Source organism: Allorhizobium pseudoryzae (assembly GCF_011046245.1).
Lineage (GTDB): Bacteria > Pseudomonadota > Alphaproteobacteria > Rhizobiales > Rhizobiaceae > Neorhizobium > Neorhizobium pseudoryzae.
This window is the reverse complement of record NZ_CP049241.1, coordinates 2032371-2057681: the sequence shown is the minus strand read 5'-3', so window position 1 is coordinate 2057681 and position 25311 is coordinate 2032371. Positions and strand designations below refer to the sequence as shown.

At 61.7% G+C, this 25311-nt stretch carries 25 protein-coding genes and 1 other RNA gene; 13 read left to right on the top strand and 13 right to left on the bottom strand.

The genetic code is table 11. The features are described from left to right. Window positions 1-107 precede the first annotated feature (107 nt). Window positions 108-1421, top strand: a complete 1314-nt coding sequence (locus G6N78_RS09880; protein ID WP_165217893.1) for a hypothetical protein — start codon at window positions 108-110, stop codon at window positions 1419-1421. Window positions 1422-1567: 146 nt separating this feature from the next. After that, window positions 1568-2566 carry an LLM class flavin-dependent oxidoreductase gene (locus G6N78_RS09875; protein WP_165217891.1) on the top strand — a complete coding sequence of 333 codons (999 nt, stop codon included), beginning with the start codon at window positions 1568-1570 and terminating at the stop codon, window positions 2564-2566. Between the two features lie 46 nt (window positions 2567-2612). Here G6N78_RS09875 and G6N78_RS09870 read toward each other — a convergent pair whose 3' ends face one another. The 3 genes from G6N78_RS09870 to G6N78_RS09860 form a co-directional block, all read right to left on the bottom strand. Next, window positions 2613-3239 (bottom strand): hypothetical protein, encoded by a 627-nt coding sequence (locus G6N78_RS09870; RefSeq protein WP_165217890.1) that lies wholly within the window; start codon window positions 3237-3239, stop codon window positions 2613-2615. Between the two features lie 114 nt (window positions 3240-3353). Next, complete coding sequence (locus tag G6N78_RS09865; protein ID WP_165217888.1) at window positions 3354-4097, bottom strand: sulfite exporter TauE/SafE family protein; 744 nt, start codon at window positions 4095-4097, stop codon at window positions 3354-3356. Between the two features lie 152 nt (window positions 4098-4249). Beyond that, window positions 4250-4996, bottom strand: coding sequence for a YebC/PmpR family DNA-binding transcriptional regulator (locus G6N78_RS09860; RefSeq protein ID WP_165217886.1), 747 nt, complete (start codon window positions 4994-4996; stop codon window positions 4250-4252). Between the two features lie 161 nt (window positions 4997-5157). On the opposite strand from G6N78_RS09860, the gene G6N78_RS09855 reads away from it, so the two are divergent. Beyond that, window positions 5158-5661 (top strand): pyridoxamine 5'-phosphate oxidase family protein, encoded by a 504-nt coding sequence (locus G6N78_RS09855; RefSeq protein WP_165217884.1) that lies wholly within the window; start codon window positions 5158-5160, stop codon window positions 5659-5661. A gap of 33 nt (window positions 5662-5694) precedes the next feature. Here the strand turns inward: G6N78_RS09855 and G6N78_RS09850 are convergent, their stop codons facing one another. Together G6N78_RS09850 and G6N78_RS09845 are read right to left on the bottom strand one after the other, a co-directional pair. Next, window positions 5695-6513, bottom strand: coding sequence for an MBL fold metallo-hydrolase (locus tag G6N78_RS09850; protein ID WP_165217882.1), 819 nt, complete (start codon window positions 6511-6513; stop codon window positions 5695-5697). A 115-nt stretch (window positions 6514-6628) separates the two neighbouring features. Further along, the gene (locus G6N78_RS09845; RefSeq protein ID WP_165217880.1) at window positions 6629-7885 is read right to left on the bottom strand and encodes an MFS transporter; all 1257 of its coding nucleotides are present in this window, start codon (window positions 7883-7885) and stop codon (window positions 6629-6631) included. A gap of 242 nt (window positions 7886-8127) precedes the next feature. Here G6N78_RS09845 and G6N78_RS09840 point away from each other — a divergent pair, with 242 nt between their 5' ends. After that, on the top strand, window positions 8128-8289 hold the full coding sequence (locus G6N78_RS09840) for a hypothetical protein (protein ID WP_165217873.1): 162 nt from the start codon (window positions 8128-8130) through the stop codon (window positions 8287-8289). Between the two features lie 12 nt (window positions 8290-8301). Here G6N78_RS09840 and G6N78_RS09835 read toward each other — a convergent pair whose 3' ends face one another. From G6N78_RS09835 to G6N78_RS09820, 4 genes are all read right to left on the bottom strand, one after another. After that, window positions 8302-9219: a PhzF family phenazine biosynthesis protein gene (locus G6N78_RS09835; protein ID WP_165217871.1), complete on the bottom strand. Its 918-nt coding sequence runs from the start codon at window positions 9217-9219 to the stop codon at window positions 8302-8304. Between the two features lie 154 nt (window positions 9220-9373). Beyond that, complete coding sequence (locus tag G6N78_RS09830) at window positions 9374-10273, bottom strand: fructose bisphosphate aldolase (protein ID WP_165217869.1); 900 nt, start codon at window positions 10271-10273, stop codon at window positions 9374-9376. Window positions 10274-10494: 221 nt separating this feature from the next. Continuing rightward, a complete protein-coding gene (locus G6N78_RS09825; RefSeq protein WP_165217867.1) occupies window positions 10495-11697 on the bottom strand; it encodes a phosphoglycerate kinase in 1203 nt (400 codons plus the stop codon). 70 nt (window positions 11698-11767) lie between these two features. Further along, entirely contained in the window at window positions 11768-13672 is a 1905-nt protein-coding gene (locus tag G6N78_RS09820; protein WP_165217865.1) for a potassium/proton antiporter, read from the bottom strand. Between the two features lie 455 nt (window positions 13673-14127). On the opposite strand from G6N78_RS09820, the gene G6N78_RS09815 reads away from it, so the two are divergent. Then, window positions 14128-15318 (top strand): pilus assembly protein TadG-related protein, encoded by a 1191-nt coding sequence (locus G6N78_RS09815; RefSeq protein ID WP_234905773.1) that lies wholly within the window; start codon window positions 14128-14130, stop codon window positions 15316-15318. 79 nt (window positions 15319-15397) lie between these two features. Here the strand turns inward: G6N78_RS09815 and gap are convergent, their stop codons facing one another. Then, the gene (gap, locus tag G6N78_RS09810) at window positions 15398-16408 is read right to left on the bottom strand and encodes a type I glyceraldehyde-3-phosphate dehydrogenase (RefSeq protein WP_165217861.1); all 1011 of its coding nucleotides are present in this window, start codon (window positions 16406-16408) and stop codon (window positions 15398-15400) included. Between the two features lie 72 nt (window positions 16409-16480). Further along, the gene (gene tkt, locus G6N78_RS09805; protein ID WP_165217859.1) at window positions 16481-18454 is read right to left on the bottom strand and encodes a transketolase; all 1974 of its coding nucleotides are present in this window, start codon (window positions 18452-18454) and stop codon (window positions 16481-16483) included. Window positions 18455-18772: 318 nt separating this feature from the next. On the opposite strand from tkt, the gene G6N78_RS09800 reads away from it, so the two are divergent. The 8 genes from G6N78_RS09800 (at window position 18773) to rcdA (ending at window position 23733) form a co-directional block, all read left to right on the top strand. Next, entirely contained in the window at window positions 18773-19045 is a 273-nt protein-coding gene (locus tag G6N78_RS09800; protein WP_165221593.1) for a DUF4164 domain-containing protein, read from the top strand. A gap of 24 nt (window positions 19046-19069) precedes the next feature. Further along, window positions 19070-19447 carry a cell division protein ZapA gene (locus tag G6N78_RS09795; protein WP_165217857.1) on the top strand — a complete coding sequence of 126 codons (378 nt, stop codon included), beginning with the start codon at window positions 19070-19072 and terminating at the stop codon, window positions 19445-19447. A gap of 46 nt (window positions 19448-19493) precedes the next feature. Then, window positions 19494-19652, top strand: a non-coding RNA gene (ssrS, locus tag G6N78_RS09790) — 6S RNA. 354 nt (window positions 19653-20006) lie between these two features. Continuing rightward, entirely contained in the window at window positions 20007-21236 is a 1230-nt protein-coding gene (locus tag G6N78_RS09785) for a hemolysin family protein (protein WP_306416212.1), read from the top strand. After that, a complete protein-coding gene (locus G6N78_RS09780; protein WP_165217853.1) occupies window positions 21233-21814 on the top strand; it encodes a 5-formyltetrahydrofolate cyclo-ligase in 582 nt (193 codons plus the stop codon). The genes G6N78_RS09785 and G6N78_RS09780 overlap by 4 nt, the downstream gene beginning before the upstream one ends. 10 nt (window positions 21815-21824) lie before the next feature. Then, window positions 21825-22649: a TIGR00282 family metallophosphoesterase gene (locus G6N78_RS09775; protein ID WP_165217852.1), complete on the top strand. Its 825-nt coding sequence runs from the start codon at window positions 21825-21827 to the stop codon at window positions 22647-22649. 12 nt (window positions 22650-22661) lie between these two features. Next, window positions 22662-22853 carry a DUF1192 domain-containing protein gene (locus G6N78_RS09770; protein ID WP_165217850.1) on the top strand — a complete coding sequence of 64 codons (192 nt, stop codon included), beginning with the start codon at window positions 22662-22664 and terminating at the stop codon, window positions 22851-22853. 367 nt (window positions 22854-23220) lie between these two features. Next, window positions 23221-23733: a protease adaptor protein RcdA gene (gene rcdA, locus G6N78_RS09765; RefSeq protein WP_165217848.1), complete on the top strand. Its 513-nt coding sequence runs from the start codon at window positions 23221-23223 to the stop codon at window positions 23731-23733. Between the two features lie 179 nt (window positions 23734-23912). On the opposite strand, the gene G6N78_RS09760 is transcribed toward rcdA, so the two are convergent. Both G6N78_RS09760 and G6N78_RS09755 read right to left on the bottom strand, forming a co-directional pair. Continuing rightward, window positions 23913-24794, bottom strand: coding sequence for a DMT family transporter (locus G6N78_RS09760; protein ID WP_234905772.1), 882 nt, complete (start codon window positions 24792-24794; stop codon window positions 23913-23915). Window positions 24795-25071: 277 nt separating this feature from the next. Beyond that, window positions 25072-25305: a hypothetical protein gene (locus tag G6N78_RS09755; RefSeq protein ID WP_165217846.1), complete on the bottom strand. Its 234-nt coding sequence runs from the start codon at window positions 25303-25305 to the stop codon at window positions 25072-25074. Window positions 25306-25311 lie beyond the last annotated feature (6 nt).

Here is a 25311-nt window from a genome sequence, read left to right as displayed (position 1 = left end):
CAAGTATTAAAGTTACGAATTGGGACCTCGCCCGTACCGTTAAAGAGAGGCAACTGGCGCGCCCGAATCGCATTAGGGGTTCCCAGGAACCAAGATTGGAGGTCATCATGATGATGTTCACCCGCTTGAAGATCCGGCCGATCGAGACGATCCTGTTTTTCGTCGCGTTCAATCTCGTGGCTGCTGTCCTCATCGCCGTTTCGGCCATGCGGATATCACCGGAGATCCTGGGCTTCAGCATCCTCGCGGCTTTGTCCGCATGCGCCGCGATGGTCATGATCGCGGTTTCGATTGACGCGCCCCTGAAGAGGCTGGCGCGCGATGCGGACGCATCGCAACGTGCCGGCCATGTCCACGAAAGCGGCCGCGACACCATGCGGCGCGACGAAATCGGTGCTCTGGCACGCGCCTTGCTGCATCCGCAGCCGGCTCCACCCGAAGCTCCCGCGGCATCGGAGGAAACGGTGCGGCGGATCGATGAGGCGCTGCGGCGTCTGTCGAACGGCGACCTGAACTGCCAGATCCAGGAGGAACTCGAAGGTCCCTTCGAAGCGCTTCGCATGCGCGTCAATCGCCTGGCCGCCATGCTCAACGTCAATCTCTATGCAGTGCGGGAAAACAACGCCCTGCTGCGAGAACAGGCGCGCAGCAGCCAGGGCGATCTGGCGATCATCGGGGACCGGATCGCAAATGCCATTCCGACCGCGAAAAAGGCCTCGGCGGCAATCGAGGTTCTGCAGCGGGCCGCACGGATGCGCCATGACGATGCCGAGCTGATCGTTCGCCGGGTGGACACGTTGTCTGGCACCGACGCTCAACTGACACAGATGGCCGCCGCAATCCGGGATGCCGGCGATGGCGCCAGCCATGCACTGGATCGCCTGACGGAACTGGCTCACGCGGTGGGCGACATCGCCATCCAGGCAGAACACCTGTCGGTCGTTCTGCGACCGGAGGAAGCACATGGCAAAGCGGAGGCTGGGTTTGACAGTGATCGCCCTCTGCAGATGACCCGTGCCTTGGCCGATGCCAGCATGCGCACGGCCCAGGACCTGCTGCAGCAGTGCCGGGAAGCCGAGCAGCAGGTGGCGGAATGCAATCGCGAAGCCCTTCGTCTGGAGCGCGTGGCGCTCCATGCGGGCGCAGCCATCGCCGACCTGAAGGAGCCTGCGGAACGCCTGAGCCGCAATGCAGACCTCGAGATGCAGCGTCTGTCGCTGGCGCATCTGGCCGCGGCGGAAACCGACACCGTGCTTGCAAGATCGCTGGATATCGTCCAGGCCAACGAAGGCGCGATGATCCGCATGATGAGCGAGGTGAGCGCGGTGGAGACACGCCTTGCTGCTTTCCAGTTCGCAGCCCCTGCCCAGGCGGGTCGCGCCAGAGCCGGCGAAAAGCCGAACCTGCGCTGCATTACCTGACAGGCGTTCCCCGGGGGCCTTCCCCGGGCAATTACAATAAGGGCCGGACCTCGGAAATCGGGGTTCGGCCCTTCGTTTTCGCCGTCGAATGACTACATGGCAGTCAACACACCATTGATGATGAAACGAACACGCAAAGCAGTGCCATGATCCCTTTTTCCATTCTCGATCTTTCTCCCATTCCGGACGGCGCGGATGCAAGCCAGGCGCTCGACCACTCGCGCCAGCTGGCGCAGGCGGCGGAAGAACAGGGCTACAACCGCGTTTGGCTGGCCGAACATCACGGCATGCCGGGCATTGCCAGTGCTGCGACCTCCATCGTCATCGGCCACGTCGGGGCTGCCACCAAGCGCATCCGCATCGGCTCCGGCGGCATCATGCTGCCCAACCATTCGCCGCTGGTGATCGCTGAACAGTTCGGCACGCTGGAGGCCCTGTTTCCGGGCCGTGTCGATCTGGGCCTCGGCCGCGCACCGGGAACCGATATGCGCACGGCGCGGGCGCTCCGGCGCAATCTGGAGGCCGGCGCCGAGAATTTCCCGCATGATATCGTCGAACTTCAGCAGCTTCTCGATGCTCCGCGCGAGGATCAGGCAATCCTGGCCGTGCCCGGTATGAACACGAAAGTGCCGATCTGGCTGCTCGGCTCCAGCCTCTACAGCGCGCATCTCGCCGCAGCCCTTGGCCTGCCTTATGCCTTTGCCTCGCACTTCGCACCCGACATGCTGCTGGATGCGCTGGCGATCTACCGCGAGCGCTTCCAGCCCTCCGACCGGTTGTACAGGCCTTACGTGATCGCCGGCCTGATGGGGGTTGCGGCCGAGACGGACGAGGAGGCGCAGTACCACTTCACCTCGGCCCAGCAGCAGTTCGTCAATCTGCGGCGCAATGTCCGTGGCCGGTTCCCGCGACCGGTGAAGGACATGGATGGTTTCTGGACGGACATGGAGCGCATCAATGTCGAACACACGCTACGCTATGCCGCCGTCGGTTCGCCGGAGACGGTCCACGGGAAGCTCGACGAGTTCATTGCCACAACCGGTGCAGACGAGCTGATCATCTCGATGCCGATCCACGACATCAAGGCGCGCCTCAGATCAGTGGAACTGTTCGCGAGCCTGCCGCTCATGCAGAAGATGCACTGAGCGCGCCTGAGCCTTCAAAGCCACGGCAGACCGTCCGATGAAGACCTCAGCTGCCGGTCGGCCAGCTGAGGTAATAGTAGTGGTCGCCAATCATGCCGAAAGAGGCGCTGTGGCCGGTGGCCTTGTCGGTATAGCTGCCATCCGCGTTCAGCGCGTATTTGCCGCCACTCTCACGTGAAAGATGGTCGCGCAGATAGGAACTCCACTCGGATATGTCGGTGGTGGCTGCGGTATTGGCGGTTGCGTCCTTGGCCTCGGCATCCCAGGCGGTGATCGCCTGCCCCTTTTGCGCATCGGTCACCGTCAACGTGCCGGCATCAAGGGCGGCAAGCATCGCCTCGGCCTGTGCCTTCGTGGATGGCGTGCCCTTCATCTCCTCGAGCTTCGCCTTCAAGCCCTTCATGAAGGAGACGCTTTCGATGTCGTCGGAGACGGTCTTCTCCGAGGTTTCCTCGCTATCCGAGGTTTTGGTGCCGGTCAGGTAATCGGCAAGCGTATAGGTCGAAGTGTCACTGCCATCGTCTTCGGACGCGTCGATGCCGTACTGCGCCAGAATGCTGCTGGCGGCTCCATCGCTCCTGCCCTGCTGGGAGGTTTTGGCCTCCTCATCCTTCATGATCCGAAGCGTGGTCTGCATCGACCAGAGACGGGTGGAATCAAGGGCAGAAACCATGGATATCTCCTGAAAACGAGAGGCCCGGCTCCGCTGTGGATGGTGGAATCGGACAAAGGGCTCAAATGCAGGAGAAGGCTGGCACGTCAGGCATGCCCGAGGCTTGCTGGCCCCTCAGAGCAGGCGGATGATCGCCGTGGCGACGATGAGAAGCGACACGCCGATCATCAGCGGGCGGACCGGCAGATGCTTGACCAGGATCGCGCCCACGGGTGCCGCCAGCACGCCGCCAACGATAAGCCCCGCGGCAGAACTCAGCTGCGTCCACCCAAGCGTCAGGATGAACGTCAGCGAAATGACCATGGTGACCGCGAACTCGGTGAAATTGGCAGAACCGATCACCTTCTTGGCATCGTGACCGCGCCCCAGAAGCGTGCTGGTGACGACAGGCCCCCAGCCCCCACCGCCGATCGAATCCATCAGGCCGCCGAATCCGCCGACGTAAGGGATGATCCAGTCGCTGACATCGCGCGGCCAGCGCGGGCGAAAGGCCTTGTAGAGAATGTAAAGGCCGATGCAGATGAGATAGACGGAAATGAACGGCGAGATGGCCGAACCGTCGATGCTGGACAGCAGGTAGGCGCCAATGGCGCCGCCCAGCATGCCGGCCGGCGCCAGCCGTGCGACAAGCCGCCAGTCCACATTGCGGTGATAGGCATGCGACAGCCCGGAGGCGGCCGTCGTAAAACATTCCGTGATGTGGGTCATCGCGCTGGCAACCGCCGGCGGTACGCCCACGGACAAGAGCGCCGTCGTGCAGAGCACCCCGAAGGCCATGCCCAACGCACCATCGACAATCTGCGCAAAGAACCCGATGGCGACGAAGGTGAGAAATTCCGAACCCAGAAAATCGGGCATCCACGCAGCTCCTGTTGGCGAGGCTGACACAGCTACTCGAAACAGAAGAGCCGAAAAAGGAACCGAAATCTATTCCTATCGCGCAAAACGAAAAACGCCGCCCCGAAACCGGGCCGGCGTCTTGCTAAAAATCTTGCCGTGGAACAACCCGCTCAGGCGGACAGCTTCGCCATCACTTCGTCCGACACTTCGAAGTTCGAATAGACGTTCTGCACGTCGTCATCGTCTTCCAGGCTGTCGATGAGCTTCATCAGCGACTGCGCCTTTTCCTCGTCCACCGGCACCGTGTTCTGCGGCTTCCAGACGGCCTTGACGGTTTCCGCTTCGCCGAGTGTCGCTTCGAGTGCCTTGGAGACGTCGCCAATGCTTTCGAAACCACAGATGATCGTGTGGCTGTCTTCTTCCGAGATCACGTCATCGGCACCGGCCTCGATGGCCGCTTCCATGACGGCATCGGCGCTGCCAGCCGAGACCTTGTAGACGATTTCGCCGACGTGATCGAAGGAGAAGGACACCGAGCCGGTTTCGCCGAGTGCACCGCCGGCCTTGGTGAAGATCGAGCGGATGTTGGAGGCCGTGCGGTTGCGGTTGTCGCTGAGCGCCTCGACGATGACGGCAACGCCACCCGGGCCGTAACCTTCGTAACGGATCGCATCGTAGCTTTCGGCATCGGCACCGGAGGCCTTCTTGATGGCGCGGTCGATATTGTCCTTCGGCATCGACTGCGCCTTGGCGTTCTGAATCGCCAGGCGCAAGGCCGCGTTCATGGTCGGGTCAGGCAGACCGGCCTTCGCGGCGACGGTGATTTCGCGTGCAAGCTTGGAGAACATCTTCGACCGGATGGAATCCTGGCGGCCCTTGCGGTGCATGATGTTCTTGAACTGTGAATGGCCAGCCATGGCACCCCTTCATCGCGTAATATGTCTGGAATGGCCGGCTTATAGGCACGAAACGGAAGGCATTCAAGAAAAAAGCGGCTGTCCGCCGCCTGCCCTGCTGCGGAACAAAGGCTTTCAGCCGGCGTTTTCTCCGCGACCCATTCATCAAGAAAGGATTGTCAATGGTCAGTCTGACGGAAGCACGCGAAGCCCCCGCCCGCCAGCTGTGGAGCGAGATCGATGCGGTTCACGCCGGCATGCTCGGGATCGAGGGCTCATCGATGCACATGCAGCCCATGGCCCCGCATGCCGATCCCAAGACGAACACCGTCTGGTTCTTCAGCAGAAACGATACCGACCTCGTCCAGGCGATCCGCCCGGGCACGCGGGCGCATTTCTGCGTGGTCGGCAAGGAGCACGATTACCATGCCTGCCTCGCCGGCGTGATCGAGGTGCGCAAGGATTCTGCCAAGATCGACGAATACTGGAGTTCCGTCACCGCCGCCTGGTACGAACACGGCAAGTCCGATCCGCATCTGACGCTGCTGGCGCTGCATGTGGATGACGCGGAAATCTGGGCGTCCACCGACAGCAGCCTGAAATTCGGCTGGGAAATCGCAAAAGCCAACATGAACGAGGAAAAGATGCCGGATGTCGGCGTCAAACAGCACCTCACCTTCGCCTGAGGCGAACAATCACACCGTCTCGCCGGGCATGGCCTACAATCCCGGCGGGACGACGATCTGCGGCTTGCGCGGCAGGCTGCGCATCGAGACGGTCATCGCATTCGACTGGCCATACACGATATCGAACCGTCCATCGAACATTGCGAGGAACCGGTCGAGTGGCGGCCCGCCGCGATGCATCGGCAGGATCAGGGAGGACCGGAGCCGCTGCACCACCCGGCTCATGCTGTCAGCCCCCATCGTCAACCCGCCATCCGTCGGCACCATCAGGATGTCGAGACGCCCGATCTCCGTATAATGGTCATCGGTGAGTTCGTGATGCAGATGGCCGAGGTGACCGATACACAGGCCCGCGATCTCGAAGATGAAGATCGAATTGCCGTTTTCCTCGAAGCCGCCATAGGCGCGGATGTCGGTTGCGACATTGCGGATGTACGCGTCGCCGACCAGCACGTTGTGGATCGCCTTCTCCCCCGGAACATCACTCCAGCCTGGAAGCACATGCTCGATGCCGTGATCGGGATTGAGCGTGTAATGCGTCGAATGCGCCTTGTTCATGGTGATGACATCGGGCAGCAGCGTGGTGCGGTGAACGCCGGAATAGTCCGTGGCGATCACGATGCCGTCCGGGCTTTCGATCTGGTAGGTGGAGTGACCGACGAAGGTGATCGTCACGTCTTCCTTCAACTGCCGTTGCGCCAGTTGCAGCGGCTTGAAGCTGACGAAGGTGACCTTGGGAATGGCTTCGGCGATGGCCTGGCACTGACTGACGGGCATCTGGGCCGATTGGGCCAATGCCAGCCCTGCCGACCACACCGTTGATACCACAGCGAATGCGACAGTCCGCAGCATATGCCACTCCCTTGCCTCTTCCGTACGGGAAGGATGCGGCAGCGGAGGAAGAGCGTAAAGCGCGAACTTGCAGCCCGCGCCTCACATTCGTGTCATTTCCGGAGCGGTTGAGGCGTCAACGTGCCTCTCCATCCGCCGGCGCGCGCGGATCGAGCATGAGGCTTTCGGGCGTGGCAAGCGGCGCGGTGGCGGTTGGCGCGGTCGTGTAATTGTCCTTGTCGGCCGTGGCAATCGCGGGACGGATACGGCTGCGCAGAATGGCATGCACCACCACCGAGACATGGGCGAGTGCGGTCACCGCAAACAGCGCATGCGGACCGAAATGCGTCATCACCGGGCCGCCGATCGTCGGGCCGATGATCGTGCCGATGCCGAAGAGCAACAGCAGGCCGCCGGAAATCTTGACGAAATCCTCCGGCGCCGCGAAGTCGTTCGCATGCGCCACTGCGATCGGGTAGAGCGCGTTTGCCGCCGCACCATAAACGGCGACCAGCACGATGATGACGTAGACGTTCATCGGCTCCAGCATCACGAGCAGGACGGCAGCGAGCGCGGACAGCGATGACAGAGCCGCCAGCACGTAACGGCGGTCCATGCGGTCCGACAACCGGCCGGCGGGAAACTGCATGATCGCCCCGGCGAAGATGGTGATCGACACCATGACGGCGATGGTTCCCTGGTGCAGGCCAGCCTGTGCGGCAAAGACTGCCACCAGCGTGCCATAGGCACCGTTGGCGATGCCGATCATCAGGATGCCGACGAAGGAGACGGGCGAATTGCGATAGAGCCCCGGCAAATCCAGACTGACACGTTTCAATGGTTGCGGCGAGGCCGCAGTCGACAGCGTCGTCGGCAGGATCGCGATGCAATAGAGAATGCCGCAGATCATGAACAGGATCGGGGTCGAGACATCGATCAGGCCGACCAGCAACTGGCCGCCGACCACGCCGAGAAGGGTGATGGCGATGTAGAAGGAAAAGATCGCCCCGCGGCTTTCGTTGGTCGCCCGTTCGTTCAGCCAGCTTTCGATGATCATTGAGGTGCCGGCGGTGCAGAAGCCGGTCACGGCCCGCAAGCTCAGCCAGGCCACGTCATGCACGACGATGCCGGTCAACAGCACGTTGAGGCAGATCACCGCGCCGAAACCGGAAAAGGCCCGCACATGGCCGATGCGGCGAACCAGGATCGGCGCCACAAAACATCCCGCCACGAAACCGCCGGCCCAGGTGGTCCCGAGAAGGCCCAGAACCTCGTTCGAATAGCCCTCCAGCGTTCCGCGAACCGGCAGCAGCAGTCCCTGCAGACCGTTGCCGAGAAACAGGAAAAGCGTGCCAAGAAGGAGGCTGAGGACAGGCAGGATATTACGAGGCATGGAATAGACCGTTTGCGTTCCGGTTCAGGTGTCCCGAAGATGTTGCACGACAATCGTTAATCTTGCTCCGCCGGGAACCCGGCCGGATAAAGAAAAACGACATGGGTGGGGGACAGGATCGGAAACAACGTTCCCTACACCCGGAACGATTGACGGTTCCGAATCTCTCCCCCGAAGGCTATCTGTGGTGGCGTGCAAAAATGTCCAGCCTGTGGCTGACGTGATGAAGCGACAGGAAAATCATGACCAAGCTCATCGGCCTCCTGCTCATCCTGGCGATGATCGTTCAGATCATCAAGCCGCTCGGATGGCCGGGCCTCCGGCGCCGTGCCGATTTCTGGAAGCTCGCGGTGCTGGCGTTTGCACTCTGGGCCATCACGCTGCTGTTGCGCGACCTCACCTGACAGCCGCTGGTGTCAGAAGGCGATCTGGCCCTGCATCACGAAAGCGCTCTCGCCGGAAATGATCACGGAGCCGAGCGTCCCGTCCCGCTTTTCGACCGTCACCTGGATCACGCTGCGCCGACCCATTTCCACGCCCTGCTCGATCACCACCTCGAACAGCCCGTCAGCGCGCGGATCGAGGCGCGCCAGCAACGCCGAGAGCGCACCGGACGCGCTTCCCGTCGCCGGGTCCTCGGCCACGTTGTCGAGGGGCGCGAACATGCGGGCCCGCAGCCGGAACGGCTCGGCCGGATCGCGGACATAGAGGAAGACCGGAAAATCGTTCTCCGGCGTCGGATGGCTCTCCCGCGCTTTTTCGAACAGCGCACGATCGGTGCGGGCAGCGCCAAGTGCAGCCAGATCGGCAAGCTCGACCATCACGAAGGCAAGCCCGACGGAGGCGATGCACGGCGGATGGTTGGCGGCGCGGATCTGCGACGGATCGAGCGACAGGCACGCGGCAACCACCTCGGCCGGTACAGGGGCGCCGATCTCGAGTGCCCTCGGCGCCCGGATGGCCGCACTGACCACCCTCCCCTCGTGCTTCTGCAGCGTGACCTCGACCAGCCCCGCCTTTTCCTCGAACACCAACCGGTCGCCGACCGGCTTGCCAAAGATCTCGCTCCTCTGGCCAATCACATAGGCGGTGCCGACGTTCGGATGGCCGGCAAAGGGCACTTCGACGATGGGCGTGAAGATGCGCACCCTGGCGTGATGGGCAGGATCCTCCGGCGGCAGGATGAAAGTGGTTTCGGAATAGCCGAATTCGGCCGCCACCCGCTGCATGTCCCCGTCCGCCATGTCGCGTGCATCGAGAATGACGGCGAGCGGATTGCCGGTGAACCGCTCGGCGGTGAAGACATCGACCGTCACGAAATCTGCCTTGCCCATCCTGCTCTTCCTCCAAAACCCTGAGAATGGCATGGCTACCGAAGAGGCTCGCGGCTGACCAACGAAAGTTTGTGACGCGACCTATCAGAAACAGTGAAAGGCCGCCCCCTTGCGCGAGCGACCTTTCGCCTCCCCTCCAGAAGGGTTTTGAAGATCAGCCGACCTTGTTGACGCTGGCGGCGTAGATCTGGTCGATCGTCTGGGCGATGCTGGCGTTGAACTCCGCATCGCTCATCGACACGCGCAGGCCTTCCGTCAGGCCGCGCGAAAAACTGGCGATCATGCCGTGGTTGTGGCTGAGTTTTTCGCAGGCATCCGCGGTGCTGTAACCGCCGGAGAGTGCCACGAGGCGCACCACGGACGTGTGCGCGACGAGCGGCGCGTAGAAATCAGCGACCGTCGGGATCGTCAACTTCAGCATGACGGTTTCACCAGCAGGAAGCTTGTCGAGCTGGTTGGCGATTTCGTCGCGCAGGATGGCTTCGGCTTCCTGCTTCGTCGGGCTCTTGATCGAGATTTCCGGCTCGATGATCGGCATCAGGCCCTGGCCAATGATCTGGCGGCCGACCTCGAACTGCTGCTTGACGACCGCTGCGATGCCGGCCTTGTCCGCATGCGCAATGACGGACCGCATCTTGGTGCCGAAGATCCCCTTGTCGCGACCACGGATCAACAGCGCATCGAGATCCGGCATGGCCTTCATGGTCTGCACGCCGTTCTCCTCGGCATTCAGCCCCTTGTCGACCTTCAGGAACGGAACGACGCCGCGCTTCTGCCAGAGGTAGGAGGGAACCGGCTCGCCATCGACGTCGCCGTCCATCGTCCGTTCGAACAGGATCGCGCCGATCACCTTGTCACCGGTAAACGACGGCGCGCTCATGATGCGCACGCGCATCGCGTGCATCAGGCGGAACATGTCTTCTTCGGTCTGGTAATCGGAGTCAGACACCCCGTACAGGCGCAACGCTCCCGGTGTTGAACCACCGCTCTGGTCCAGCGCCGCAATGAATCCGGGCGCAGAGCTCATCTTGTCCAACATCTTGGCGTACCCCATGCTTACACTCCTGTCCCTTAAGTCGGCGCACAATGCGTCCATCACCCGATGGATATCACCCGCGGATAACAGAAGTTTTTTTGCAAGGAAATCCTACGCTTAGGCCTTGAAACGATTGAAATTCTTTCAATCGTTTAAAATATCAAAAAATGTTTAAAACCGATTTACGGAAGAGCGCACCCACCTATATAGGTGCGCTCCCCAATCGTCAGCCAATGACCTCAACCCGCCTTGGCGAGCACGGCAACGCCCGGCAATTCCTTGCCTTCCATCCATTCCAGGAACGCACCACCGGCAGTCGAGACATAGGAAAAGTCGTCAGCGACACCCGCATGGTTGAGGGCCGCGACCGTATCACCGCCACCGGCGACGGAAACGAGTTGACCGGCCTTGGTCCGCTCGGCCGCATGCTTTGCGGCGGCCACGGTTGCCGCATCGAAGGGTTCGATTTCGAATGCGCCGAGCGGGCCGTTCCAGACCAGGGTGTGGGCCCGGCTGATCCAGTCATTGATCGCTTCGATCGACTTCGGCCCGACGTCGAGCACCATGGCATCGGCCGGGATCGCATCGATCGCAACCACCTCATTTGCGGCACCGGCCTTGAACTCGCGGGCCACTACGCCATCGATCGGCAGGATGATGGCACACTGCGCGCTCGCCGCCTCGATCATGATCTGCTTGGCGGTTTCGGCAAGGTCATGCTCGCAGAGCGACTTGCCGACATTGGTGCCGCGCGCGGCGATGAAGGTATTGGCCATGCCGCCGCCGATCACCAGCGCGTCGACCTTCTTCACGAGGTTCATCAGGAGGTCGATCTTGGTCGAGACTTTTGCGCCACCCACGATGGCGACCACCGGACGGACCGGATTGCCGAGGCCCTTTTCCAGCGCTTCCAGTTCCTGCTGCATGGTGCGGCCGGCATAGGCCGGCATGTGGTGGGCAAGACCTTCGGTGGAGGCATGCGCGCGGTGAGCCGCCGAAAAGGCGTCATTGATGAAGATATCGCCATTGGCAGCCAGTGCCGCGGTGAAATCCGCGTCGTTCTTTTCCTCACCCTTGTGGAAGCGGGTGTTTTCCAGAAGCAGGATGTCGCCGTTTTCCATCTTGGCAACGGCGGACGCGGCCGCCTCGCTGATGCAGTCATCGGCAAACAGCACGGCGTGGTCAAGAACCGCCTCGACGGCCGGTGCGATCAGTTTCAGCGACATGTCGGCGACGGGCGCGCCCTTCGGACGACCGAAATGCGCGAGCAGGATCACCTTGGCGCCCTTGCCGGACAGTTCGAGAATGGTCGGCGCCACGCGCTCGATACGCGTTGCGTCCGTCACCTTCCCGTCCGAAACCGGAACGTTGAGATCGACGCGCACGAGAACGCGCTTGCCCGCGATGTCGGAGAGGTCGTCAAGGGTCTTGAAGGCCGGCATGGTATGGATCCGTTCTGGTGTTGAATTTCGAAGCGGACCATAACCGACCTGACCGGGGACGCAAAGCCATTCAGCCCCGTTTTTCACCCTCGCCGGACGAGACCGCGGGCGATGCTTCGGCAGCTGCTTTTTCGGGTGCCTCCGATGCCGGCTTCGGCGATGCAGCCACCACCGCCTTGCCGCGATAGCGCCTCAACGTGTCGCGCACCCGGTGGGCGATTTCGCGCATGTTGATGAAGATCGGCAGTCGGGTGGCCGGCTCGACGGCTTCCAGCGAGATGCCGACCGATCCGATATGCCCGTTCTCGTCGAGATCGCGCACGATCAGGATGATGGAACCCAAACGCACGCGGTCGGCATATTCCGCCCGCCCGCCAAGCCTGTAGGTCAGCAGGTCGCCGATCGACATGGCCTGCTCGGCAACGCTGAGAAGACCGGGCCCGTAGGCCGCATCCAGTTCCTTCGCCGGACGCGAGGGCGAGATTGCAAAGGCACCGAAGAAATCCGCATCGTCCTCGTCCACCGGTGCGCGGCTGGCAAACAGCCGGTCGAGCAGGCGCGAATAGCCGGGCGCGATGAACAGATAGACCTGATCATTTTCCCGCAGCCGTCCGGCATACTGATAACGCATGCTGCGCCCATCGCGGATGACGAGGGAGGGCGCTGCCCAGCGCGGAATGCGCTCGCCGCGCAGGACCGGGCTGTCCTTGATGACGCGGTAGGAGATCAGTTCGTGGTTGGCGCGCCCCGGCAGGTCGAGTTCCACCTTGTCCACCTCGCCGATGCGCGGCGGGATGATGAGGCCGAGCCGTTCGGCAACCGGCTTGATGGTCCAGCCCTGGAGGAGCAGCGAAACGAGAACGATGATGAAGGCGCTGTTGAAATAGACATGGGCATGGTCGATCCCACCGAGGATCGGCATGATGCCGAGCAGGACGGACACGGCACCGCGCAGACCGACCCAGGCGACGAAACCGATTTCCTGCTGCGTGAAATCGAAGGGCAGCAGGCTGAGCCACACCGCGATCGGTCGTGCGACGAAAATGAGAAACAGCGCAAGCCCGACCGCCGGCAGCAGGATCGACGGGAATTCCGATGGTGTCGCAAGCAGACCGAGCAGCAGGAACATGATGATCTGGGCAAGCCAGGTCATGCCGTCCTGGAAACGGGAAATGGCTTCCTTGGCAAAGATCTTGCGATTGCCGGCGTAAATGCCGGCAATGTAGACGGCGAGAAAACCGCTGCCATCCAGAGCGCCGGTGAAGGAAAAGACGAGAAGCGCCAAGGCGAGCACGAAGATCGGCGCCAGGCCCCGGTCCACCGGCAGGCGGTTGAGCACGTTGACGATCATGATGCCGCCCAGCAGGCCCATCACGCCGCCAAGCCCCATCTGTTTCACGAACATCGCGAAGAGCTCGAGATTGAAGCCGCTGCTCCCCTGCCCCGAGCTGATCAGTTCCACAAGCGCGATCGTGAGGAACACCGCCATCGGGTCGTTGGTGCCGGATTCGACTTCCAGCGACGAGCGCACCTTGTCGCGGATGTGGATGCCACCGATGCGCAGCAGGAAGAAGACGGCCGCGGCATCCGTCGAGGCGACGATCGAGCCGAGAAGCATGCCCTCCAGCCAGCTGAAGCCGAGAAGCAGAGAGGCGGCGAAGGCAAAAATGGCAGCCGTTAGCACGACCCCCATCGATGCCATGGTGATCGCCGGCACCGCCGCAATGCGGAAGGAATGCAGAGAGGTGCCAAACCCGGAATCGAACAGGATCACCGCCAGTGCCAGCGACCCCAGCATGTAGGCCAAGGGGAAGTTGTTGAAGTTGATCCCCAGACCATCGACGCCGGCAACAAGGCCGATCATCAAAAAGACGAGAAGCAGGGGGGCACCGAACCGAAAGGCAAGCAGACTGGAGAAGGCCGCGACCAGCACAAGGATCGTGCCGACCAAAACGATGAGATAAAAAGCCTCCAACCTGACACCCTCTTTCCAAACTGGCCCGTTGCCTTGATCCGCAGCAGCAGCGCGTCAGCCGCACGCTCCCACGCATCTCCCTGCACAAGACGCCATCCTGCCCGCCATTCCCGTATCCGGCACGAGACATCTGCTAAACTTGGCATGAGAGATGTGTCGCAACGGCGGGAATCAGGCGACCGCCTATTAGACCCGTTCAAATCCGGCAAGAGAAGGGCAAAGCGACCATTCCTTTCAGAAAGTTCCACGCCGAAACCGCTCGACGCGGGGGACTGTACAAAAGGAGGAACGAATTCAATTTGAACGATGCGAACAACCGAAAAGCAGCAATCCTGCAGTATTTGGTTGAGTAGCAAATTCTAAATTCCAGGGATGAGAGCACCATGTTGTCGAATAGGCCGCGTTCAAGATCATTGACTGCATCATGTCTTGCAAACCGCGATGGCAATTTCGGAATGCTGACAGCGCTTCTGTTGCCGCTCCTTCTCGTGGCAGCCGGCGGATCGGTCGATCTCTACGCCGCCTATAATCAACGTCTGCATATGCAAAATCAGCTCGACGGCGCCATGCTGGCGGCAGCCCGCGAGAGCGATTACGACGAACAGAAGCAGACGGTCACCGACTTCCTGTCCGCCTTCGATGAAGAGACCAACGATACGGAGGAGACGGTCTCGCTCGCCGAGCGCCTGCAGGTGACGCCGAACAAGGATGGCAGCCTGACCGGCGGTTACGCGCAGAACTACCCGACCAGTTTCCTGGGGCTAATCGGCGTCTCCGCTCTGCCGCTGAGCGTCGAATCCTCCGTCATGGGTTCGGTCTCCACCGCAACCAGCACGCCGGCCTCCTGCATTTATGTGCTTGGAAATCAGAGCCAGGCGGTGTTGATCAATTCCGGCGTCAACCTGAAGTCCACCAATTGCCGCGTCGATGTCGCCTCGACCTCCGCCCCGGCCTTCATCATGAACAGCGGATCGACCGTGCAGACGGCGAAGTTCTGCGTCAGGGGCACGAACTACATCAAGAACGGCGGCACGCTGACCAATCTTGAAGTCGGCTGCCTGGCAAATGCCGATCCCTATGCCGGCAAGCTCCCGGAGCCGACGGTTCCCTCCACCTGCACCACGAGCGGCGTCAAGGATGGCAGGACGATCACACTGGAGCCGGGCGTCCACTGCGACGTGACCTTCAACGGCAGCCCGACGATCACGTTCAAGCCGGGCCTGCACATCATCAAGGGCCGAATGATCGCCAACTCGGGCTCCACCATCATCGCCAGTGGCGTGACCTTCTATTTTCCGGACGTCAATAGCGAACTGCGCGCCAATGGCGGACTGACCTTCACGGGAACGGCCCCGACGAGCGGTACCTACAAGGGCATCCTGATGTTCGAGAAGACCTCGAACGCCGCCAACAATGCCAACAAGCAGCAATACATCTTCAACGGCTCCAAGGGCGAAACCCTGGAAGGCATCATCTACCTGCCAAACCGCGACGTGACCTACAATTCGACCACCAACCAGACGGCCAGGATCAGTCTCGTGGCGAATACGGTGATCATGAACTCATCCAACTGGATGCTCGAACCCTATGACGGCGGTCCCTCGACGGGTGGCAGCGGCTCGCAGACGGTTCGGCTGACGAAGTAACAGGATAGTCCCCCAAATTGAAAAGGGCGGCCCGGAACCCGGACCGCCCTTTCTGCATAAAGATGACCGCAATGTCCGATCAGATCAGCTTGGCGAGTGCCACGGCCGTGTCCGACATGCGGTTGGAGAAGCCCCACTCGTTGTCGTACCAGGTCAGGATGCGGACGAAATTGCCTTCCAGAACCTTGGTCTGGTCGAGCGCGAAGATCGACGAATGGCTGTCGTGGTTGAAGTCGCGGGAGACCAGCGGCTCGTCGGTGTAGCCGAGAATGCCCTTCAGCGCGCCGTTCGAGGCGGCGATGATGGCCTCGTTGATTTCCTGCGCCGACGTAGTCTTCTTGGCGACGAACTTGAAATCGACGACCGAAACGTTCGGGGTCGGAACGCGGATCGAGGTGCCGTCCAGCTTGCCCTTGAGGTGCGGCAGCACCAGGCCGACAGCCTTGGCGGCACCCGTCGAGGTCGGGATCATCGAGAGCGCTGCCGCGCGGGCGCGGTAGAGATCCTTGTGCATGGTGTCGAGCGTCGGCTGGTCACCGGTATAGGAGTGGATCGTGGTCATGAAGCCGTGGTCGATGCCGACGGCTTCGTCGAGCGTCTTGACGACCGGAACCAGGCAGTTCGTCGTGCAGGAGGCGTTGGAGATGACCAGGTGGTCCTTGGTCAGCTGGTCATGGTTGACACCGAAGACGACCGTCAGGTCGGCGCCGTCGGCCGGAGCCGAAACGATGACGCGCTTGGCGCCAGCCGTCAGGTGAGCGGCGGCCTTGTCGCGGGCGGTGAAGATACCGGTGCATTCCATGGCAATATCGACGCCACGTTCGCCATGCGGCAGTTCCGCCGGGTTGCGCACGGCCGTCACCTTGATCGGCTTGCCGCCGCCAACGACGATGGTGTCGCCTTCGACCTTCACATCGGCCGGAAACTTGCCGTGGATCGAATCGTAGCGCAGCAGGTGCGCATTGGTCTCAACCGGACCGAGATCGTTGATCGCGACCACTTCGATATCGGTACGACCCGACTCGACGATGGCACGCAGCACGTTGCGGCCGATGCGGCCGAAGCCATTGATGGCAACCTTCACAGTCATTTACGTCCACTCCCTTAACATGGGCTTTTCTGAAATCGCGGAAAGGCGCCCGAAGGCGCCTCCCAGAATGGCTCAGAGCTTGGCTTCCGCCGCAGCAACGACGGCGTCCACCGTGATGCCGAAATGCTTGTAGAGATCCTTGGCCGGGCCGGAGGCACCAAAGGACTTCATGCCGATAAAGGTGCCGTCGCTGCCGATGAAGGCATCCCAGCCTTCGCGGACAGCCGCTTCCACGGCGATCTTGACCGGCGAGGTGCCGAGGATCGCTTCGCGGTAGTCCTCCGACTGTTCGAAGAACAATTCGACGCAGGGAACGGAGACGACGCGGGTGGCAACACCCTTGCCTTCCAGCACTTCGGCGGCCTTGACGGCAATCTCGACTTCCGAACCGGAGGCGAAGATCGACACCTTCGCATCGGCAGAGGGCACGAGTTCGTAGGCGCCGTGTGAAGAGAGGTTCTTCTCTTCATATTCCTTGCGCACCGGCATCAGGTTCTGGCGGGTCAGCGCCAGGCCCGACGGACGATCCTTCGTCTTCAGCGCGATCTGCCAGCATTCCGCCGTCTCGATCTCGTCGGCCGGACGGAAGACGAGCAGGTTCGGGATGGCGCGCAGCGCCGCCACATGCTCGACCGGCTGGTGGGTCGGGCCGTCTTCGCCGACGCCGATGGAATCATGCGTCCAGACATGCACGACGCGGATGCCCATGAGGGCCGCCAGGCGCACGGACGGACGGCAATAGTCCGAGAAGATCAGGAAGCCGCCGGAGTACGGGATCAGGCCGCCATGCAGCGCAATGCCGTTCATCGCGGCAGCCGTCGCATGCTCGCGGATACCCCAGTGCATGTAGCGACCGGAGAAATCCGTCGGCGTGATCGCCTTCATCTGGCTGGTCTTGGTGTTGTTGGACGGCGTCAGGTCAGCCGAACCGCCCAGCGTCTCCGGAAGCAAGCCGTTGATGACTTCGAGCACGTCTTCCGACGCCTTGCGGGTGGCAACCGTCGGCGGGTTGGCGGCGACCTTCTGCTTGAAGGCGTCGATCGCGCTGTCGAAGCCGCCTGGCAGGTCGCCGGCGAAACGGCGCACGAATTCGGCGCGGGTTTCGGCAGCAGCCAGGCGCTCTTCCCATTCCTTGCGGGCCTTGGTGGAACGCAGGCCGACGAGGCGCCAGGCATCCAGCACATCGGCCGGAACCACGAAGGCTTCCGCCTCCCAGTTCAAAGCCTTGCGCGTGGCCGCGATTTCCTCGGCACCGAGCGGCGAGCCATGCACCTTGTGCGTGCCCTGCTTGTTCGGCGCGCCAAAGCCGATGATGGTCTTGGCGGCAATGAAGGTCGGGCGGTCGGACTTCTGCGCGGCTTCGATGGCGGCTGCGATCGCATCCGGGTCATGGCCGTCGATCTCGATCGTGTTCCAGTGCACCGACTTGAAGCGGGCGATCTGGTCGGTCGAGTCCGACAGCGAAACGGCGCCGTCGATGGTGATGTTGTTGTTGTCCCAGAAGACGATCAGCTTGTTGAGCTTCAGGTGGCCGGCGAGCGCAATCGCTTCCTGGCTGATGCCCTCCATCAGGCAGCCGTCGCCGACGAGCGCATAGGTGAAGTGGTTCTGCAGGCCGGCGCCGAATTCTTCCGCAAGCTTGCGTTCGGCGATCGCCATGCCGACGGCATTCGCAACGCCCTGGCCGAGCGGGCCGGTCGTCGTCTCGATGCCGGATGCATGGCCGTATTCCGGATGGCCGGCAGTCTTGGAGCCCAGCTGGCGGAACTGCTTGATGTCCTCGATCGTCATGTCCTCGTAACCGGTAAGGTAGAGGAGCGAATAAAGAAGCATGGAGCCATGGCCGGCCGACAGCACGAAACGGTCGCGATCCGGCCAGAGCGGGTTCTTCGGATCGAACTTCAGGTAGCGGCTAAAAAGGACCGTGGCGACATCGGCGGCCCCGAGAGGCAGGCCGGGATGGCCGGAATTGGCCTTCTCGACAGCATCCATCGAGAGGAAACGGATCGCATTTGCCATCCGGTTATGTTTTTCGCGAGAGGTCATGGCTAGTCCGCTGTTTTCGGTGTCAATCACGGCCCTGGACGGACCAAGTGAGGCGCGGCTGATCCTTAGCAGGTGCAACGGCCAAGTCAACAAAAGGCGCCGGCGCTGACGCATTGCGACAGTATTTCGCGCCTTCTTATCTAGGCCTCGCCGAGCCATCGTAAAGAGCGCGCACCATGGCGATCCACAGCCTAGGGCCTGGCCCATCCCGCCACTTTATTGACCGCCCGATGCACCCCGCTTAGGGTGCCGAGCATATCAGTAGACGACGGAATGCGATTCGCGCCTGATCGTCGCGTGGACCCGAGTACCAGCAGGATGCCGGTGGAAAAGACCTTAGACGCTGCCATTTCAGACCTCTGGGCCGCGGTCAACAGCCTCGACAGTGCTGTGGATGCCCGTATCGAGCGCCAGCGCGAGGCGGTCGATGCGGAAAACGAGGTCCGCCGGGTGCATGCCGACCGGGCGCGCCTGGCACAGGAACTGGACCAGTCCGAATTCAGGGCCAACCGCCTGGAAGAGGTCAATCGCGAAGTCTCCCGCAGGCTTGTGACGGCGATGGAAACCATCCGTGCGGTCCTCGACCGGTAATCCGAACAAGGGATCGACAGCTCCATGGCGCAAGTGACCGTAACGATCGATGGCAAGGCCTATCGCATGGCCTGCGAGGAAGGCCAGGAAGCCCATCTGGAGGAGCTTGCGCAGCGTTTCGACCGCTATGTCGGCCATCTGAAAACCCAGTTCGGTGAGATCGGCGATCTGCGCGTCACCGTCATGGCCGGCATCATGGTGATGGACGAGCTGGCCGAGACCAACCGCCGCCTGGCGAACCTCGAGCGCGAGGTGGAATCGCTGCGCAATGTGGGCGAAGGCGCCGCCGCTGCAAAACAGAAGAGCGAAGCGGCCGTCGTGGAGGTTTTAGGCGAACTCGCCGTCAAGCTGAACGGCATCACCGCCAAGCTGAACGCCCGTCCGCAAACCCCGGTGAATTGATCGCCTGCCCTCTGGCGGACATCATCCACATCCCCTATATTAAAAGTGCGGTCTGCGCTTCCCGACAGGAACCACAATCCCTGGGGCCATACTCGATCCAAAGGGAGCTGTCCCTGACCAGGCCCGTGGGCTTGGACATATGGCGCCCACCTACGTTTGTAGGCACCCAGGATCGTAAATCTCCATCGGTCGCCGTGGATCGCACCTTTTCCTTCCGGAACACGCTTGCCACGACCTCTGCGCACGACGGCTGTGACCGTCGCTGCAGCCATGAGGCTGGCGAAGAGCACATCAAATCCGGTGGGATGCGCTTTCGCGGGCCTGGCTGATTGCAAATGACACGGGCCGCCCCTATTATTGCGCCCACGCCAGCCGCGCTGCAAGGTCATCCATCGTCGACCTGCAGTGGATGCGGCAGGGTTGGCCGGTTCATCGTGCCGATCCGGGAAGACCGGCTGCATTTCGCCGGTCCTGATCCTTGGCGATACCCAATGAGCGCGTTTTGATAACCGAAATTCTCATCGTCGTCTTTCTCACCCTCCTGAACGGCGTTCTTGCCATGTCGGAACTGGCCGTGGTGTCTGCCAGAACCGTTCGCCTGAAGATCCTTGCCGATGACGGCAACAAGGGAGCCGCACTTGCCATGCGGCTGGCGGATGATCCCGGCCGGTTCCTCTCCACCGTGCAGATCGGCATCACGCTCGTCGGCGTTCTCTCCGGCGCCTTTTCCGGCGCAACGCTGGGGGCTCGCCTGGCCGACTGGCTGGAGCTGCAAGGCTTTACCCGGGGCGTTGCCGATGGCCTCGGCGTCGGGTCCGTCGTTGTCGCCATCACCTATCTCTCGCTCATCATCGGCGAACTGGTGCCGAAACAGATTGCGCTGCGAGCACCCGAAGCGATTGCCGCGCGGGTGGCCCCGGCCATGGTGCTGCTCTCTAAGCTCGCCCTGCCGCTCGTCTGGCTGCTGAATGCCTCGGGCAGCGCCGTTCTTGCCCTGCTTGGCCAGAAGGGCGAGACGGAGGAGCGGATGACCGACCAGGAAATCCGCAACGTGCTGGCCGAAGCCCAGAGTGCCGGCGTCATCGAAACCGAGGAATCGGCGATGATCTCCGGGGTCATGCGGCTTGCCGACCGCGCCGCCCGCGGCCTGATGACCCCGCGCCGTGATGTCGAGGTCATCGACATCGAGGACGACGCCACGGAAATCCGCGAGCAGCTCAGAAAGACGCAACGCTCCCGCCTGCCGGTGCGCAACGGTGCCTCCGACGAGATCCTCGGCGTTCTGTTCCTGAAGGATGCCTATGAGGTGATCAGCCGCGGCGAGGCGCTCGACGTGCGCCAGCACATGCGCCAGGCCCCGGTGGTCTCCGATCTGACCGGCGCCATCGACGTGATCCAGGCGCTGCGCCGCGCTCCGGCGCAGATGGTGCTGGTCTATGATGAATACGGCCATTTCGAAGGCATCATCACCTCCGGCGATATTCTGGAAGCCATCACCGGCGTCTTCCAGGAGGACGAGGTCGAGGAGCCGGCACTGCTGCAGCGGGAAGACGGCTCCTTCCTGGTCGCCGGCTGGATGCCGGTCGACGAATTCGCCCATCAGATGGGCTTCAACATGAAGGACGATCCGGACTACGAGACGGTCGCCGGTTTCGTTCTCGACGAATTGAAACGCCTGCCGGACCTTGGCGAGCGGTTTACCTGGAACGGCTGGTCCTTCGAGGTGATCGATCTCGACGGCCGCCGGATCGACAAGCTGCTCGTGCAGAAGATGGCCGAGCCCGCATGAGCGAGGTGACGCTCGAAAAGAGCCGCCTGCGCTCCGAGCGGCTTGCCGAACGCGACCGGCTTGCGGCGGACCTGCGCATCGAAAAGAGCCTCGAACTCTGTGACCACGGCAGCCGGTCGATCGCCGTCGAGGCCGGCACCATCGTCTCCGGCTTTTCGCCGATCCGCTCTGAGGCCGATATCCGCCCGCTGATGGCCGATCTCAAACGGCAGGGCGCCCGGCTCTGCCTGCCGGTGATCCTCGACAAACAGACCATCATTTTCCGCGAACTTGTGCCCGGCGCGGACCTCGTGCCGATGGGTTTTGGTACCTTCGGCCCCGGCCCGGACGCCGAAGAACTCGACCCGGACCTGATGCTGGTTCCCCTTTCCGCTTTTGATGCGCAAGGCCAGCGGATCGGCTATGGTGGCGGCTATTATGACAGGGCGATTGACCGATTGCACAAAAAAGGCCTCTTTCCGGAGCTGATCGGCATTGCCTTTGATTGCCAGGAGGTGGCATCAGTTCCGGTAGAACAACACGACGTCCGGCTGCATGCGATCTTGACCGAAAGCGGGCTGAGACGCGTCAACCCTTGATCGGACAGGTATGCGACTTCTGTTTCTCGGCGACATGGTAGGCAAGACGGGCCGGACGGCCGTCTGGGATCGCCTGCCGGGCCTCATTTCGGATCTCAAGCTGGATTTCGTCATCGTCAACGGCGAAAATGCCGCCGGCGGCTTCGGCATCACCGAAGACATCTTTCTCGAGACCATCAATGCCGGCGCCGATGTGGTGACCACCGGCAACCATGTCTGGGACCAGAAGGATGCGGTGGCCTTTGCCGGACGCCACGACCAGTTCCTGCGGCCGGCCAATTATCCCGCCGGCACGCCCGGCCGCGGCTCGGGCCTGTTCTACGCCCGCAACGGCGCGCGCATTCTCGTCGCCAACATCATGGGCCGCGTCTTCATGCACCCGGAACTCGACGACCCCTTCAAGAGCGCCGAAACCATCCTCGATGCCTGCCCGCTGAAGGAACAGGCCGACGCCATCGTCTTCGATTTCCACGCCGAGGCGACGAGCGAAAAGCAGTGCTTTGGCCATTTCGTCGATGGCCGCGCAAGCTTCGTCGTCGGCACCCATACCCATGTGCCGACTGCCGACCACCAGATCCTGAACGGCGGCACCGCCTACATGTCGGATGCCGGCATGTGCGGCGATTACGATTCCTCGCTTGGCATGGAGAAGGAAGAGCCGCTGAACCGCTTCATTTCCAAGATGCCGAAGGGCCGTTTCGAGGCCGCGTCCGGTCCGGCCACCATCTGCGGCGTCGGCGTGGAAATTTCCGATGCGACGGGGCTGGCGGAAAAGATCGAACCCTTGCGCATCGGCCCCAGGCTTGCCGAAACAATCCCGTCGTTCTGGCGATAAGGAGGAGGAGACATGAGCTTTCTGGACGACGACAGACCGAAGAAACCGGTCTCGCACGAGGTGGGCTCAGACCTCTCTTCCCTCTCCGTCGAGGAGATCGACCGGCGAATCGCGCTCTTGGAGGAGGAGATCGTACGCTTGCGGACAGACAGGGCGCAAAAACAGGCCGGACGCGTCGCCGCGGACAGTTTCTTCAAACGCTGAAGCGGACGGAAATAATACGATTGGCAAGCAAAAACTATACTTGGATCATCTACGTTAACCGTCCATTAAGCATTCTATCCGATGATGATCATGCTTGGTTTGCCCAGGCTCAGACGGTTTCTCCAGTCGGCGAATAGGTCTGATTTCTCCCTGTTTTACCTTGAGAGCCGCTTTTGCGGCTCTTCTTTTTTATGCACATTTGCGTGTTTCACCCCCATGTAAACTGTGGGAATTAACCTTTCCTTAAGAATCGGCTTGCGGATTTCGGCTACTGGTATCATCCTCCGAGCATGAACGAAGGAACGCGGAACTTTTTCTGTCCTCCTTCATTGCCTGATCAAGTGGATGCGTTAGCAGGATAATCTCGATGTCAGAACAGGTATTGAATACCGTCAGTTTCGCCGGCCGCGCCGCTAACTCGCCGCAGTTCAAGGCGCTCTACACGGAAGGCATGTCGCTGGTCGAAGAGACCGCCGCCTATCTCGACGGCCCGGGCCGCGCTGCGTCCAAGGTTCTGCCGCGCCAGGCAACCGTGCTCTATGCAGCCGAATCCATGCGGCTGACCACCCGCCTGATGCAGATGGCTTCCTGGCTGCTCCTGCAGCGTGCCGTCAACAATGGCGAGATGAGCTACGAGCAGGTGCTGTCGGAAAAGAGCAAGGTGCGCCTCGACGGCTTCAACGTCGACCGCATGGCCCCCGGCTGGGGCGACCTGCCGGAATCCTTCCGCGATCTCGTCGAACGCTCGCTGCGCCTGCAGAACCGCGTCGCCATCCTCGACCGCGAAATCTACCGCCCGCAGGAAGCCATCGTTCCCGACAACGAAAACGGCGTCCGCGCCCAGCTCGACCTTCTGCGCACGGCGTTTACCGCCAACTGAGCGGGGGACGGACAGTTTTGGAATGGGGAAAGCGGGCCGGGTGCCCGCTTTTTTTGTGCGCGGGGGATGGGGTGGTGATTTGGGGCCGGGGATCGACTGTCGGCTTTACGACGCCCAGCGGGTAAAATCGACATCGTAGTTCTTTTGGTCGAAATCTGAGCCGGGCTCAACGCGGACCTTCAACTCGGTGTCGATTCAATTTCCTTAGCATTGGGTCGTTGCAGGTTGAACAGATTCCCAACCACGATCAGACCCGCGCCGACTGCGGTGAAGCCATTTATGGCCTCGGCATACAAGAGATACCCGATTAAAGCTGATAACGGCACCCGCAGATAGTCCATCGGCATCACGACCGTAGCATCTGCAAGGGCCAACGCCTTTGCCATGCAAAAGTGGGCAAATGAACCGGCGAACGCGAACAGAAATATCCATGGCCATGTTGAAGCCGACGGCCAAAGCCACACATTCAGTGCCGGAGCGATTCCGATGATCGACTGGATCACGAGCATCCAGAAAATGATCTTTGTGGCACTGTCGGACCGCGTCAGAGCCTTTGTGGAGATGAACGAGATTGCGAATGCGGCAGCCGCTCCAAGCGCTATCAAATGGCCCGGATTGAGAGGGGCTACGCCCGGACGCACAATGAGCGCGACGCCCGCCAGACCAAAAAGGATTACGACTCCCTTCCGCCATGTCAGTTGCTCATTCAGGAATATCGCAGCCAGAAAAGCAGCCCAGATGGGCGCTGTGAATTCTATCGAGATGAGCTGGGCCAATGGAATTAGCGTCAGTCCCATCAACCAGGCATATTGGCCTGCGTAGTGGGCAACGTTGCGGCCGATGTGCCTGGGCAGAATCCTGGTTCGCATTGCCCGGATTCCGCCCTCTCGATAAACCAACGGCAACAGCAGAAAAAAGGCGATGACGGAACGCATTTCCATTGCCTGGAAAACGTCAAGCTCGCGGGTAATAATTCGACCCGAAACGGACATGAGCAGTATCAACAACACAGATGCCACCATCCACGCCGCCGCCTTGGCCGTCGGTCGACTGTTATCCATGTGGTGAGCTTTCAGGTTTCGAGTGACGGTTCGGGATCGGTTTCCCAGCGTTGGATCACAAGGAACTTTGTTCTGGGACACGGCCGTCTCTTAAGCTGCTGCAGGCGCAAAGTCATGCCCCCCGCATCCACGTTCTCCTTGAGAGTTGCGGCTTCTTTACGCCCGGCATGCCGCCAGGCCGTGTCCGCGTTCAGGCGCGGGAGATGACGAGCGCTACGACCGACATGAGGGCGCTTAGCTGCCTCTCACCATCACGCGACCCAACCCCCTCCCCCCATCACCCCTCAAACACCACCGCCACCCCGCGCTGGCGAAAATAGGCCTGCATCAGCTTGCGGCCGGCGCGGTTGTTCTGCTCGAGGCGGGCGGGGTCGAACACGGCTTGCTTCTGGCCGGCTTTGGCGAGCGCTGCCTTCAGCGTGGCGATATGCTGGTCGATGTCCGCGTTGTCGTTCTGCAGCGACTGGTAGATGCGGTCTGTCGCCTCAGCGACGGTCGGTTCACTCATCATTCACTC